This is a genomic window from uncultured Bradyrhizobium sp., from assembly GCF_936928535.1.
Taxonomy (GTDB): Bacteria; Pseudomonadota; Alphaproteobacteria; order Rhizobiales; family Xanthobacteraceae; genus Bradyrhizobium.
Genome location: NZ_CAKZHY010000095.1, coordinates 25,819 through 39,054 on the forward strand (window position 1 = coordinate 25,819; position 13,236 = coordinate 39,054).

Here is a 13,236-nt window from a genome sequence, read left to right on the forward strand (position 1 = left end):
GAGGCTGGAACCGTGCCAAATCAAGCCGTTGCTGCGCTCGGTCCTATGTCGCGGCTCCCCGCCGCCCGAAAGCACCTTTTTCGGCCATGGCAGCAATCCGCTGCTTGTCGTAACCAAGCGTCTCGCGCATGACGTCCTCGGTATGCTCGCCCAGCAGCGGCGCCGCTACAGGATCAATTGCCGCCGTCAGGCTCATGCTGATCGGCGGTTCGATATTCGGCACCCACTGCGCCGTGCGATGGGGGATTCGGCTCAAGCGGGCGCGTTCGCGCGCTTCGGGTGCGTTGAACCCTTCCTCGACCGTCCGGAGATAGCCGACCGGAATATTGGCCAGCTTCATCTTCGTCATCCAGTTCTCGAGCGTGTCGCTGGCAAACACTTCCGCGATCGCCGCACGCAGGAGCTCCTTGTTCTCGGACCTTGCTTTGCGCGTTGCGTACTGCGGCGCGTTGATAAGATCCGGGCGGTTCAACACCTCGACCACTAGCCGTCGATACAGCCGATCATTGGCGCAGGCCATGTAGAGCGGACCATCAGAAGCCTCATAGACACCAACCGTGGGAGAGCCGGCCGGTGAATTGCCGAACCGGCCAGGATTGTCTCCGTTGATCAGATAAGCCATCCCGTAGAATCCGGTCATGCCCATGGCGACATCGAACAGCGCAACCTCGACATGCTGGCCTCGACCGAGCCGGTCTCGCGCCAACAATGCCAGCAGAATGGCATTGCAGGCCGACATCCCCGTCGCCATGTCGACGATCGGAGGGCCGGTGCGAACTGCCGGGCCATCCGCGAACCCGTTGAGCGACATGAAGCCGCTCTCCGCCTGCGTGATGGGATCGAAGCCGGGGCGCGAGGCGAACGGCCCGGTGCGTCCGTAGGCGGAAATGGAGCAATAGACCAGTCGCGGGTTGAGCGGTGCCACGGCCTCGTAATCAAGGCCGAACTTCTTCATGACACCGCTAGAAAAATTCTCCACGACCACATCGGCCCTGCGGATCAGGTCCAACGCAATCTCGCGCCCCTCCGGAACTGCAAGATCGAGTGCGATCCCGTGCTTGTTGCGGTTCAAGCTGAGATAGGCTGCGCTTTCACCGCCGATCTCGGCGTGCTCATAGGCGCGCGTGTCGTCGCCGCCATCGGGATTCTCGATCTTGATGACGCGCGCACCGAAATCGGCCAGCGTCTGGGTGCAGGCAGGACCCGCAACCACGCGCGTGAAATCGACAACCAGCAAGCCATCAAGCGCGCTTGGTCCTCCCGCCGCCCGCGGCGGACGTTCCGGCAATTGAGGCTTGATGGACATCCTGCGGCTCCTGACATCGGCTTGTGCTCGCCGAATTGCTCCAAACGAATTTAAAGCCCGGGAGAGCTAACTTCGCAAGTGTTTCAACCGCGCGGCTTCAAGGGACCTTGGCCGGAGCGAAGCCAGAAATGCACGTTCCGCGTCGCGGTACATTCCGATTAACCAAGGCGACCTGCGCCAGCTTCGACCATATGAATTATATACACGGTACGGACTCATCGAAGGAGATCAACCGAGCAGCGGCGCTCCTGCCACGAGAAACTCACTTGCACAGTACGACCTTCACGCCGAGCCAAGCGGCCCCCATCAGGCCGGTGGCAATCACGGTGATCACGGCCTTGAGCGTGTAGCTGCGGGCCTGCTCTGCGCATTTTCGCCACCGCCGCAGGTGATGAAAGTCCGCCCTCATCTCCCTCCGGTCATCGTCTTCGATCCCAACGGAAGCCAATACCGACGTCACTGTCTTTAACGCGATCGCATCGATACTGGTCAACTGAATCCTATCCTGCTCCGCGAACATCTCGGCAACGATCGCCCTGATCTCGTCATCTTGCATCTTCATCGCTTGATGATCCCTGCAATGTTATCAAAACCACGCTTGGCGAATGGCGAATTGACCTCGGATCTGCGAATTCGAGGCTGAGGACCTTGCCCAGACAAGGATCTTCGACGTTGCGGGAACGCCTGCGGGCAATGGTCCCGGCTTCTGACGGTTATTCATCTTCCGCCTGATGACCTTGAGGGCTCGGCGCCGAATTCGGAACCTTATAGAAGCGCACGGCGTTGTCCCTACTCCGTTTCTAGAGTTTCAAGAATGAGAACGACATCCGTAGGGGATGCCCGCAGCCTCGAACTGCTGATCAACGCGATCGTCGACTACGCCATCTTCATGCTCGATCCTAACGGCGTGGTCAGGACCTGGAACAGGGGAGCCGAACGCCTCAAGGGCTATGCGGCCGACGAGATTATCGGAAAACCCTTTTCAGTCTTCTACACGCCTGAAGATCGCGAGAAGGGTTTGCCAAATAGGGCGCTGGCAACGGCCGCGGAGACAGGTCGCTTCGCCTCCGAGGGTTGGCGGGTCAGAAAGGATGGCAGAAGGTTCTGGGCGCTCGTCGTCCTCGACGCAATTCGCGACGAGAACGACAGCCTGGTCGGCTTTGCCAAGGTTACGCGCGACATCACCGAACGTCACCAGGCTCAGAATGAGCTCCTGGAAGGTGAAAGACGCTACCGCCGGCTGGTCGAAGCCGTGGTCGATTACGCCATCTTTCAGCTTGATCCTTCCGGCCATGTCGCGACCTGGAATCCCGGCGCACAGCGGATCAAGGGTTACTTGCCTGAAGAGATCATCGGCCGGCATTTCAGCACGTTCTACACGCCTGAGGATCTGGAAAAGGAGGTACCAAAGAACGCTCTGGCGGAAGCGACCGAAAAGGGTCGGTTCGAAGCCGAGGGCTGGCGCGTCCGCAAGGATGGGACGCGTTTTTGGGCCTCGGTGGTCATCGATCGGATCACCGACGAGAGCGGCGCCATCATAGGCTTTGCCAAGGTTACGCGCGACTTGACCGAGCGCAAGCAAGCACAGGACGAGCTTCAACGTGTCCAGGAACAGCTTGTGGCATCGCAGAAGCTCGAAGCGGTCGGACAGCTGAGCGGTGGTATTGCACACGACTTTAACAATCTACTCATGATTGTCCTGGGAAATCTGGAGAACGCCGAGCGCAACAGCCGCAACCTCGGTGGACCCAACCTTCATCGCGCGTTGGCAAATGCAAAGCGCGGGGCCCAGCGCGCCGCTGCGCTGACCAGCCGGTTGCTCGCCTTCTCACGGCGTCAGGCTCTCGATCCGAAGCCCATCAACCTGAACAGCTTTCTGGGTGGCCTGCAGGAGTTTCTTCAACGCACGCTGGGCGAACGCATCGAGGTCCAATCCGTCGGTGGCGCCGGCCTCTGGCAGATCGAGGCGGACGTGAACCATCTGGAGTCGACCATCGTCAATCTAGCGATCAACGCCCGCGACGCGATGCCTAATGGTGGGAAGCTGACGATCGAGGCGGCGAACGTCTCCGCGGATGACGACTATTCGCGCGCAAATCCGGAGGTTGCTGCCGGGCAGTATGTCGTCGTCTGTATCAGTGACACGGGCTCGGGCATGACTCCAGAGGTCCTACATCATGCGTTCGAGCCGTTCTTCACCACCAAGGAGCCAGGGCAGGGAACCGGGCTTGGCCTCAGTCAGGTCTATGGCTTCGTCAAGCAATCGGGCGGCCATGTGAAGATCTACAGCGAGGTCGGGGAGGGCACGAGCATCAAGATGTACTTCCCGCGTTACCATGGCCATGCACAGCCCGCTTCGGAGGAAGCGGACGAGTTCATCGCCGAGGGAGCTACGATCGAAACCGTTCTCGTCGTTGAAGACGATGCCGATCTCAGGGTCTATGTTTCGGACGTCCTGCGGGATCTTAATTATCGTGTTCTGTCTGCCGGAAGCGCTCAAGCTGCGTTGACCATTCTGCTCCAGGAAGATCAAGAGGTCGACCTTCTCCTCACCGATGTCGTCATGCCGGGAATCAATGGACGCGAGCTGGGACGGCGGGCTGAGCAGATCAGGCCCAAGCTCAAGATCCTCTACATGACGGGCTACTCGCGCAATGCCGTCGTACATCAGGGGCGTCTCGATGACGGGGTCGATCTGCTCGAAAAACCGGTCACTCAGGCAAGGCTAGCGCTGAAGGTGCGCGAGATCCTGGATCGAAGCTGATCGCGACGCCCCCAGCTGATGGCCGCTACGCGCGCTTGCAAGGCCTGGTCCCCAGCCTATCGCGGTCGCCTATGAAGAACGCAACCAGCACGCTGTAACAGAATAGGCCGCAGTCTCTGCTTTGGAACGACCGACACCGGTGGGGAAAGCCGCAGGATTAGCCGAGTAAATCCTATGCGCCATGAGCCGGCCTCCACGCCGAGCGCCACGCGGTTTCGGCTCAAACGGCAAAACCCGACATTTTTGACTGTCCAGCAACGCTGATCGAGTTATTGCTCAGCGCGCCTCGCGCGCCGTCAATCACGCTTTCGTAGATGCGGCTTCTGTTTGCCTAGTGGAGTACCAGGTCGTTCGATCGAGGAGCCATCTATAGTCTGGAACACAGGGAAGATGTATCTATGTTGGCAGCCCGAGCGCGGCAGCCAGATGAGCGACACTCGTTTCGATGGCTACGACGAAAGCGAACGCTGAAACCAGCGTGGCCGTGGCAGAGAAATCAGTGAGGTCGTCGGTGAGATCGGCGATATCGTGCCGTTGATCGACAACCTGCTTGTCGAGGGGGCCTTGGATCCTTCTGCAGGCAGACGAACTGTGCACTGGCCATTCAGCCTGGTTTACTCAATTTATCGAGGTGATAAACGTCAGAAGCTGGCGTATTCGCAGAGGCTATTCCCACGTATAATTCCTCCACCCGCCACCCCTCTTCCCGCAGGCCATCGACGAGACCAAATCTCTCATTCCATTCTTGAAGCGCCAAAAGATATTTCGTGTCGAATGATCGAGCGATGTGGGCAATTGCCACTGACCTTAGCTTCCCGACACTCGGGAAAGTCAGTCGTTTGTGAAATTCGATCGCGACAGGCGTCTCGAGGCCCACGAGGTCGACAAGCGGGACACGTCCTGCATACGCAACATAGCGTCATGCACCAGTATCGTCGGTCGATCGGTCAAATTCTCATTGATCACCGCACGATGTCGGACAGGCTTTTCTGATGTCCTGTTATGCGTGTCCAATAGTCGGAAAGTTGCCAACCGAAAGCTAACGGTAGGAAGAAAATCGCAATCCAGATCAATCGAAGGGTCTTCGTTCGAGCCGCGGAACTGAGGGCCGACGCCACTCCAAAGAGGATGATCGGAGCAAATATATAGAGATAGCGACTTCCATTGTGCGAGAGTCCGCTAGGAAACTTCCAGAAATATAAGCCTATGAGAGTGGTCGCGAACACAGCCAGCATTATCCCAACCGAGAGCGGCCGAATGAAACGCAGGCAGAGAAAGAGCGGAAAGCAGGCTGTCGCGGCCCGAGCCATCGCAAGCGACGAAGGCCAATTTGTTCGGCCAATCTGCGTAACGGTCTGCGAAGTAGTACGTCTTGGCATCGAGGGTACTAGGAACTAACGACCTCGTGTCGACCCAGTACCAAACCAGGAACGGCGCAACGGCTAGAAGCGAGGTCGCGCATGCAAGGGTCTTAAAGCGGAGCGCGTGGCCATGATCCAAAAGCAGAATGACCATCGATCCGTTAGACAGAAGACTAAGCTCCGGCCGAATAAATGGCATGACTCCGCAAAGAAGAGAGAGCCAGATCGTTCGTCTCTTGTCCGTCAATAGCTTGATGTCCCTAGCCACCGCAGCCAAACGCAGCGAGCAATTTCGACGCGATGAGCCCCGGCTGTGTCGATCGCTCCTAAAAGAAGGCTCCAACGGGGCGGCCGCAAAGACAGGCCGTGCGAGTATCTATTCCGTTATCCAGTTTGGGAAGTTCGTGCCAATTAAGACCACTCGCTCATGGTGCCACACCGATAAGAATTAGGGGCTCACTCTGCATTCTGCTCGTGTTTTGCCCCCGTCGAACGGACAACAGATGGACTAAATTGAAGCCGGCTTTGAACCAGTTACCGCCGACCTATTTCCCCAACCGCAGCCGGCTCGGCCACCCCACCCGCACCAACGTCTCATCCGGATCCGAGATCGCGAATTCATAAATCCCCCACGGCTTGTCCTCAGGTATTTGCTGAAATTCGTGCGCGGCGGCGTCGACGTCCTCGAGGTAGAGATAGAGGGCGAACGGATTTCGGGGGAACGAGCCAGCCCTCGACCGCGTCGATGAGATGCAGATATCCGCCCTGCCCGTTCGACAGCATGCGATAGCTGTCCTCCTCCCCTCACGGGCCTTTCGCCGTCCGGTCGCGCAAAGCCCAAGCGGGCGTAGAAGCGCTCCGACGCATCGAGGTCGTTACAAGGCAGGATCGCGACAAGGGCACCGGTCGGGCTCATGCGGACACTCCGATCAGGATAGCGGCATCAGAAAGCCCGCAGCGAATGCTTCCCGCGCGGGCTGAACCGAACGTTTCGATGATGCCATTCTGCCAGTGTTTTGCCCGACGGGTCAACCCTCATTTTGGTTAAACCGAAACGGCTCCGGCGCTGACGGGGGGCTTGGTGCGCCGGAGCCGCCATTCCAGCCGGCCAATCGGCGGTATGCCGGCACGACACCAAATCCACCCTGGAACCGAAGATTCCTAAACGCTCCGCGGCCCGTGCTTGGTGGACCCGCCTGTTGCTCGTCCCTCAAGGCGCGGAAGCGGGGAGCGGGCGGAAGGGCAGACGCGACCTGGCGCGTCGCGACCCGCCGACATCACGCCTCGTTCAGGCCCGCGCCGCGATCGATCACGGCCGCTTCGCCCTTGGCGGTGAGCTCAAAAGTGTCGCCATCCTTCTGCACATAGCCGTCGGCGATCAGCCGAAGCAGCCCGTCGTGCCTGTCATCGCTATCGCTGAAGGCGATGGACTGGCCGATGTCGCAGAGCATGGCGATATCAGAATCTGTCAGCATGGACTCCTCCCGGATCATACAAATTCCTGTTCCCGCCGGCGGTTCCTGCGAGAGGCGAGCTGGCGCCGCTTCGATGCGAAAAGCCCGCGCCAGAAATTCTCCCGCGCGGGCTGAAGCTTCTGTTTCGATGATGGCATCGTGCCGGTGTTTTGCCCGACGCGGCAATCGACACACGCCTTGCACGCGCATCCGGGTCAGGAACAGGAGGCAGCAGCGCGCGTTTTTATCGCAGGAGGACAATCATCCATGAGTCATGTCGTACTCGTCGTCGACGACGATGCCGGCGTTCTCGATGTCGTGACAAGCATGCTGCAGGAGCTCGGTTGCGATGTCGTCGGCGCGCAGAGCGGGACGGACGCGCTCGCGCAACTCGTGCAGAACGAGCGCATCTCGATCCTGATCACCGATATCAACATGCCGGGCATGGACGGACACGAGCTGGCCGAGCGGGCGAGGCGCGTGCGGCCGAGCCTCAGGGTGCTTCAACTGTCAGGCCGGGAGCCGCGGCGCGGCGGCCTTCCGATGATCCGCAAGCCGTTCTCCCTCGAGGATCTCGCCAACACCATGAGGCAGACGACAGGCGTCTGCTGAATGTTCGTCGCCACATAAAAAGCCCGCAGCGGATGCATCCCGCGCGGGCTGACCTGACTTTTCGATGATGGCATTGTGCCAGTGTTTTGCCCGACGAGTCAAACGAACTCGCGCGCTGCCGCTTGTGTTTGTCCGACGCCGCGCGAAGGCCGAACGCAAACGAGATACGCCCCTCCTCCCAGCTCTATATGTGGTGCGCAAGGGGCTTGCTTCAAGCTCCCGCCGCCGGTGTACACCCCGCGCCTCACACCGAGAGGGGTCACCACATGCCTGTTTTGCTTCCGACATCCCGCCTGCGCGCGCACACCTCGCCAAGGCGCAACCGGGAGATGCCCGACCATGCCGTCGTGATCGCCGGCGGCGGCCCGACCGGATTGATGCTGGCGGCGGAACTGGCGCTGGCGAAGGTCAATGTTGCGATCGTCGAGCGCCGCGCCAGCCAGGAGCTCATCGGCACGCGCGCCGGGGGCCTGCATGCGCGCAGCATCGAGATCCTCGATCAGCGCGGCGTTGCCGATCGCTTTCTGCGCGAAGGGACGATCACCCAGCTTGCGGGCTTTGCCTGGACGCGGCTCGACATCAGCGATCTGCCCACCCGGCATCCTTACGGGCTTGCGCTGCGGCAGAGCCACATTGAACGCATCCTGGCCGACTGGGTCGAGGAAACAGGCGTACCCATCTATCGGCGCCGGGAGGTGAGCGATGTCGTGCAGGACGACACCGGCGTCGACGTGATGCTTGCGGGCGGCGAGACAATGCGCGCGGATTATCTGGTCGGCTGCGATGGCGGGCGTAGCCTGGTGCGCAAGACCGCCGGCATCGATTTTGCCGGAACGGATCCGACGCTCAGCAACCTCATGGCCGAGGTCGAGATGGGCGAGACGCCGCAATGGGGCCTGCATCACGACGCAATCGGCTTTCACGGCCTCAGCAAGACGGAGCGCGGACGCGTGCTGGTGGTGATGACGGAAGCAACGCTCGATCGCAAGGGCGAGCCGACGTTGCACGATCTCAGCGAGGCGCTCGTCACCGTCTACGGCATCGATTTCGCCGTCCGTAACCCGTCCTGGATCTCGCGTTTCACCGACACGGCACGGCAGGCCGTCTGTTATCGCCGCAAACGCGTGCTGCTCGCCGGCGATGCCGCGCATATCCATCACTCCGTCGGCGGACAGGGCCTCAACACCGGCTTGCAGGACGCCGTCAATCTCGGCTGGAAGCTGGCGCAGGTGGTGAAGGGCATGTCGTCCGACGCTTTGCTCGACACCTACCACGCCGAGCGTCATCCCGTTGCCGCGCGCGTGTTGCGCAACACCAGGGCGCAGATCGCCCTGCTCCGCCGCAACGACGACGGCCGCAGGGCCGCGCGCGAGGTCATGGCCGAGCTGCTGGCGATGGACGAGCCGCGCAAGCGTTACGGCGCCATGATGAGCGGGCTCGACATCCGCTATGATCTCGGCGGCCAGCATCCCTTGCTCGGCCGCCGCATGCCCGATCTGGCGTTGACCATCGAGGGCCGCTCGATGCGGCTGTTCACGCTGCTGCACGATGCGCGCGGCGTCCTGCTCGATTTCGGCAGGGCCGGCGGGCCGGACATCTCGCCCTGGGCGGATCGCGTCGCACACATCAAGGCCACGTATGATGGCGCATGGGAGCTTCCTTGTATCGGAGCCGTCACCGCGCCGACAGCCGTGCTGGTGCGGCCCGACGGGCATGTGGCGTGGGTGGACGATGGACTTGGAAGCGGACTTGGAGTTGGACTTGCGGAGGCGCTGACGATCTGGTTCGGCGCAGCGTGAGATCGTCGGAGGCACCAGAGCAGCATGCCCCCACGGGCTTGCTGCTTTGTGCAAAAGTGCACTTTCGATTGAGGCGTCGTGCAAAATGAGTAAGTGGCTCAAACGCCGCAAATCGCGCATCGAAAAGATCGCGCGGATTCTTGTCCGACCTATCAAATGATGAAGACTCATCGCGAGACGAGTCGTACAGTTAACCGTTACCGCGCGGTCCGTGGCACATATCGGTGATGAGAACGCCCGGTCGCGCTCCTGCCCTCCTCGAACATGGGAGCAGCGCCATGCTGAAGCGGCGTCGTTTCAAGCAGACCAGGACACTTCACCAGAGGCTCGCCGACCAGGCCGTGCAATTGCGCGAGCAGGCCCGCGCGCTCGCGCCGGGACATCGCCGCGAGATGCTGCTGCGCCGCGCGCGGCAGGACGAGATGGCGATGCAGATCGATGCCTGGCTGCATTCGCCCGGCCTAAGGGCGCCGACATGAACGGGCAATATCGCGCTTATCTGGTCGGCGAAGACGGCGTCTTCCGCGCCGCCGAGGCGTTCGAGGCCCCGTCCGACACATCAGCACTCGCCCTTGCGCAGCGCTTTGCGCGCCGCGGCGACGTCGAAGTCTGGCAGCTCGGCCGCAAGATCGGCTTGGTGAAGGGGCCGAGGCCGCCCGAGGCCCCGGAGAGGTTAAAGGCCCGACCTGAGGCGCGGCCCGAGACCTAAGATCTCGCCCGCCTCCAACCTAGGCCGCGCGGGACAGTTGCGCCGTCCGCTCGACCCGCGCTTCCAGCAGGGCGATCGAGGTCCGCAAATTGTCGCGGCGCGCCCGCAAGGCCTGCGCCAGCATCGAGTAAGTGGGGCTGCGGGGATCGGCATTCCCGGCAATGCGCTCCTCCTCGGCAATGTCGCCGTCCAGCATCTGGATGCGCCAATGCAGGTCGGAGATCAGGGCATGGAGTTGCAGGGACGCGGTCGCTTCGAAACGGGACGTTGACTGCATGGGATCGCCTCAATCTGAAACGGCCCGATGGGCCGGGCCGGGATTACGACGTCGTGCAGCAAGACGGATGCCAACTCCGTTTGGGACAGCAGAAGGCCGCCCCTACTCGTCCTTCAGCTTCCGTTCGATATAGGCGTCGACGGTCTCGGCGAACGAGCGCTGCACGCCGACCGAGCTGACGTGCAGATCGAGCGCGTCCTGCTGCAGCACGCGCAGGCCGCGCCTGCGTGCGCAAATCGGCGCCATCGCGAGATAATCGTCGATGGCATCAGTCGCCAGCGGGATCCCTTTCGGATCCCCCCACGCGATCAGCAACCGCAGAAAGCTCAGGCAATCGGCCAGACCCGGCATGGCTTTCGTCTTCAGCCCTGCCGCGATTTCGGCTTCGGCCTGCTGACGGGCTGGGTATGGGTCCCGAACAGGGCCAGCAGCAACGCGACTTCTTCCTTCGAACCGATCTGGATCATGACTTGTCTCCGTTTCGCTTCGTTGGTCGGGCCCAACGGCGAGGGAGTTCAGGACGATCTGGTTTCAGGATTGTTTCAGGACGGTTTCGTGGTCAGTGCGCCCCGCGCAGCAAGGCCGGCAAGATCGCGTCCAAAGGCAACAGTTCTGCATGTCTTGATGTCGCCGGAGGGGATGCAGGTTCAACCGGACGGCTCAAACTTTAATCGAATGCCGTGATGCGGATTCGGCGAAATGAAATCTCTTCGCGCCATGCTGGCACATGTCCGTTCTCAGGAGAGAGAGCCGATGTACTACGTCGCTGGCTTACTGCTTGGACTGGCGGGATTGTTCTATTCGGCAGGACATCACGAGCTCGGCTCGTTCGGGGCCGATGTTTGCAGCTATGGCGGCCTGTTCTGCGACAGCCCGGGTGTTGTCTTTACCGGCGCGGCGCTCTCCGCCGCCTGGGGCATGTTCGTAAGCATCAAATAGGGACACGCAGCATATCCGTCGGTCGCTGCCGGGCTTGAGCGCCGCGGCTCACAGCGCAAGCTCCTTGCGAACGGCTGCCGCTGCATTGCCCACCTTGTCGACAGCCTGTTGCAGCTCTTCCCTGGAGACGCCGAGCGCGTGGGTCCAGTACTTGACCTCCCAGGGCTCGTGCATGTTGATCTTGCTGCGATCCGGCTGCTCGCGCTTGGTCAGACGATCCATCGCGACGTCCCTCCTCGAGGTGAAAGAACGCGGCCGGGCCCGCACCGTTCCGAAGCGACATGTGTGCAGAACGCACATTTCGGACAATCGGTTGGGACGTTTCTGGGTGGCTCGTCGCCGTGAACAACGCGGCGGCTCGACTTGATAAATGTTAAGCGGCGCGCACGGCCGGGCTCGCCCCCACTTAACATTTGTTGGATTTGCCCAATTCCCTAACGCATCGTCCACAATGTTGAGACGCCGGAGCGGCGTCATTTAACCTTTGTTGTCAACAACGAGCCGGGGTCTATGCTTTTTGCTCCACACGCGCTCAGCCGCGTGGGGGAATCGAGTGCCGTGACAAGCGACATGATCTGGGCGCCGCTGTTTCAGCGCCTGAAAACCACGACCGGCGCGGATGACCGGGATCTGCAAGCTCTCGCGGCGCTGCCGTTCACGCTCCGCAACTTTCGCGAAAACCAGACCGTGCTGCGCGACGGCGAACAGCCGAGCGAATGCTGCCTGATCGCCGACGGCTTCTGCGTGCGCTCCAAGACGATTGCCGACGGCAGACGCCAGATCCTGTCGATCCACATTCCGGGCGACCTGCCGAGCTTGCAAAACCTCCATTTCGCGACCGTCGATCATGACCTGATCGCACTGTCCGATTGCACGCTCGCCTTCATCGCCCACAAGGCGCTGAACGAGTTGATCCGCCAGCGACCGGGCGTCGGCGACATGTTCTGGCGCGACACGCTGGTAGATGCCGCCGTGTCCCGCGAGTGGATCGTCAATGTCGGCCAGCGCTCCACCTACAACCGGCTTGCACATCTGATCGTCGAGCTGCGTGAGCGGCTGCGCCTGATCGGGCGCGTGATCGACAATACTTTTGAAATCCCGCTGACGCAGGAGCAGTTCGGCGAAGCCATGGGCGTGACCAGCGTCCACACCAACCGCATCCTGCGCGAACTGCGCATCGACGGCGTTCTGGAGCTTCAGCGCGGCACGGTGCGGATTCTCAACGAGCACAAGCTGCAGGAGCTCGCCCAGTTCGACGGCCGCTATCTGCATTTGTCGCCATCGTCCTAGAGCATACTCAGGGGGCAAACACCTCGGAAGTGTCCATGCGCACGTTGCGGATCGCGCGGCAGGACTCCTGCGCCTCCCGCATGTGCTCCGGCATGAAGCTCAGCAGCAGCGAACGCCGCCGTGCGCCGGACCGATTGCGGGTCGCGCCATGCGGCAAGTCGGCGTCGAACACCAGGATGTCCCCCGCCTCGCCCGCCGTGATCAGAGACGCGGCTTCGTCCGGCTCGCCCAGATCGACCGCGCCTTGGTCGAGGTGGCGCGGAACGAGGCGCGTGGCGCCGTTGTCCGGTCCGTAAGCATCCAGGAAAACCAACGCGGCCACGGCCCCCCTGCCCAGTCCATCGCGGTGGAGGGGCTGATGGCCGCCGCCCTGCAGCGGTTCGCGGCCCTCGACCTGGGACAAAAAGAACGGACCTCCCAGCATCTGTGCTCCCGCCGCCAGCAGCGGCGACAGTCGGCAGGTCCGCTGCACGATGAGATCGAGATCGACCAGTGCGTGGCGCCAGCCCGCGCCGCGGGGCACCGCCCATTGATCGCCGGTCCCGACACCGGCATCGAAGGCCGCACGCAGCGCCTCGCGCCAGGCTTCGGGCACCGCACCGCGAAGCAGAAGATAGTCGCGCGCCAGCGCCGCTGCCTGATCCGGCGCAAGCGGGGTAACCCTGGTGGGAGGCGGGCGAGGGCTCATGACGCTCCGTACAATCTCAAATTGTTTCTCGCAAGAG

The 13,236-nt window shown here is 61.7% G+C and carries 14 protein-coding genes; 7 read left to right on the forward strand and 7 right to left on the reverse strand.

The window, feature by feature from the left end:
* Positions 1–43: 43 nt before the first annotated feature.
* Together Q0687_RS17570 and Q0687_RS17575 are read right to left on the reverse strand one after the other, a co-directional pair.
* Positions 44–1,306, reverse strand: a complete 1,263-nt coding sequence (locus tag Q0687_RS17570; protein ID WP_298879002.1) for a CoA transferase — start codon at positions 1,304–1,306, stop codon at positions 44–46.
* Between the two features lie 262 nt (positions 1,307–1,568).
* Positions 1,569–1,868: a hypothetical protein gene (locus Q0687_RS17575; protein ID WP_298879003.1), complete on the reverse strand. Its 300-nt coding sequence runs from the start codon at positions 1,866–1,868 to the stop codon at positions 1,569–1,571.
* A gap of 252 nt (positions 1,869–2,120) precedes the next feature.
* On the opposite strand from Q0687_RS17575, the gene Q0687_RS17580 reads away from it, so the two are divergent.
* Positions 2,121–4,070, forward strand: coding sequence for a PAS domain-containing sensor histidine kinase (locus tag Q0687_RS17580; RefSeq protein ID WP_298879004.1), 1,950 nt, complete (start codon positions 2,121–2,123; stop codon positions 4,068–4,070).
* 2,638 nt (positions 4,071–6,708) lie between these two features.
* Here the strand turns inward: Q0687_RS17580 and Q0687_RS17585 are convergent.
* Complete coding sequence (locus tag Q0687_RS17585) at positions 6,709–6,906, reverse strand: hypothetical protein (RefSeq protein ID WP_298879005.1); 198 nt, start codon at positions 6,904–6,906, stop codon at positions 6,709–6,711.
* Positions 6,907–7,152: 246 nt separating this feature from the next.
* Here Q0687_RS17585 and Q0687_RS17590 point away from each other — a divergent pair, with 246 nt between their 5' ends.
* From Q0687_RS17590 to Q0687_RS17605, 4 genes are all read left to right on the forward strand, one after another.
* Positions 7,153–7,497 (forward strand): response regulator, encoded by a 345-nt coding sequence (locus tag Q0687_RS17590; RefSeq protein ID WP_298879007.1) that lies wholly within the window; start codon positions 7,153–7,155, stop codon positions 7,495–7,497.
* Positions 7,498–7,763: 266 nt separating this feature from the next.
* Positions 7,764–9,296 carry an FAD-dependent monooxygenase gene (locus Q0687_RS17595; RefSeq protein ID WP_298879008.1) on the forward strand — a complete coding sequence of 511 codons (1,533 nt, stop codon included), beginning with the start codon at positions 7,764–7,766 and terminating at the stop codon, positions 9,294–9,296.
* A gap of 278 nt (positions 9,297–9,574) precedes the next feature.
* Positions 9,575–9,775: a hypothetical protein gene (locus Q0687_RS17600; RefSeq protein ID WP_298879009.1), complete on the forward strand. Its 201-nt coding sequence runs from the start codon at positions 9,575–9,577 to the stop codon at positions 9,773–9,775.
* Positions 9,772–10,005: a hypothetical protein gene (locus tag Q0687_RS17605; protein WP_298879010.1), complete on the forward strand. Its 234-nt coding sequence runs from the start codon at positions 9,772–9,774 to the stop codon at positions 10,003–10,005. Before Q0687_RS17600 ends, Q0687_RS17605 begins: the two co-directional genes overlap by 4 nt.
* Before the next feature lie 19 nt (positions 10,006–10,024).
* Here the strand turns inward: Q0687_RS17605 and Q0687_RS17610 are convergent, their stop codons facing one another.
* Positions 10,025–10,282 carry a hypothetical protein gene (locus tag Q0687_RS17610; protein ID WP_298879012.1) on the reverse strand — a complete coding sequence of 86 codons (258 nt, stop codon included), beginning with the start codon at positions 10,280–10,282 and terminating at the stop codon, positions 10,025–10,027.
* A 102-nt stretch (positions 10,283–10,384) separates the two neighbouring features.
* Positions 10,385–10,633 carry a hypothetical protein gene (locus Q0687_RS17615; RefSeq protein ID WP_298879014.1) on the reverse strand — a complete coding sequence of 83 codons (249 nt, stop codon included), beginning with the start codon at positions 10,631–10,633 and terminating at the stop codon, positions 10,385–10,387.
* A 402-nt stretch (positions 10,634–11,035) separates the two neighbouring features.
* Between Q0687_RS17615 and Q0687_RS17620 the strand changes: the two genes are divergently transcribed.
* Entirely contained in the window at positions 11,036–11,221 is a 186-nt protein-coding gene (locus Q0687_RS17620) for a hypothetical protein (RefSeq protein WP_298879016.1), read from the forward strand.
* A 48-nt stretch (positions 11,222–11,269) separates the two neighbouring features.
* On the opposite strand, the gene Q0687_RS17625 is transcribed toward Q0687_RS17620, so the two are convergent.
* Positions 11,270–11,443, reverse strand: a complete 174-nt coding sequence (locus Q0687_RS17625; protein WP_298879017.1) for a DUF3606 domain-containing protein — start codon at positions 11,441–11,443, stop codon at positions 11,270–11,272.
* Between the two features lie 336 nt (positions 11,444–11,779).
* Between Q0687_RS17625 and Q0687_RS17630 the strand changes: the two genes are divergently transcribed.
* Entirely contained in the window at positions 11,780–12,511 is a 732-nt protein-coding gene (locus tag Q0687_RS17630) for a Crp/Fnr family transcriptional regulator (RefSeq protein ID WP_298879019.1), read from the forward strand.
* A gap of 7 nt (positions 12,512–12,518) precedes the next feature.
* Here Q0687_RS17630 and Q0687_RS17635 read toward each other — a convergent pair whose 3' ends face one another.
* Positions 12,519–13,199 carry a phytanoyl-CoA dioxygenase family protein gene (locus Q0687_RS17635; protein ID WP_298879020.1) on the reverse strand — a complete coding sequence of 227 codons (681 nt, stop codon included), beginning with the start codon at positions 13,197–13,199 and terminating at the stop codon, positions 12,519–12,521.
* Positions 13,200–13,236: the final 37 nt, after the last annotated feature.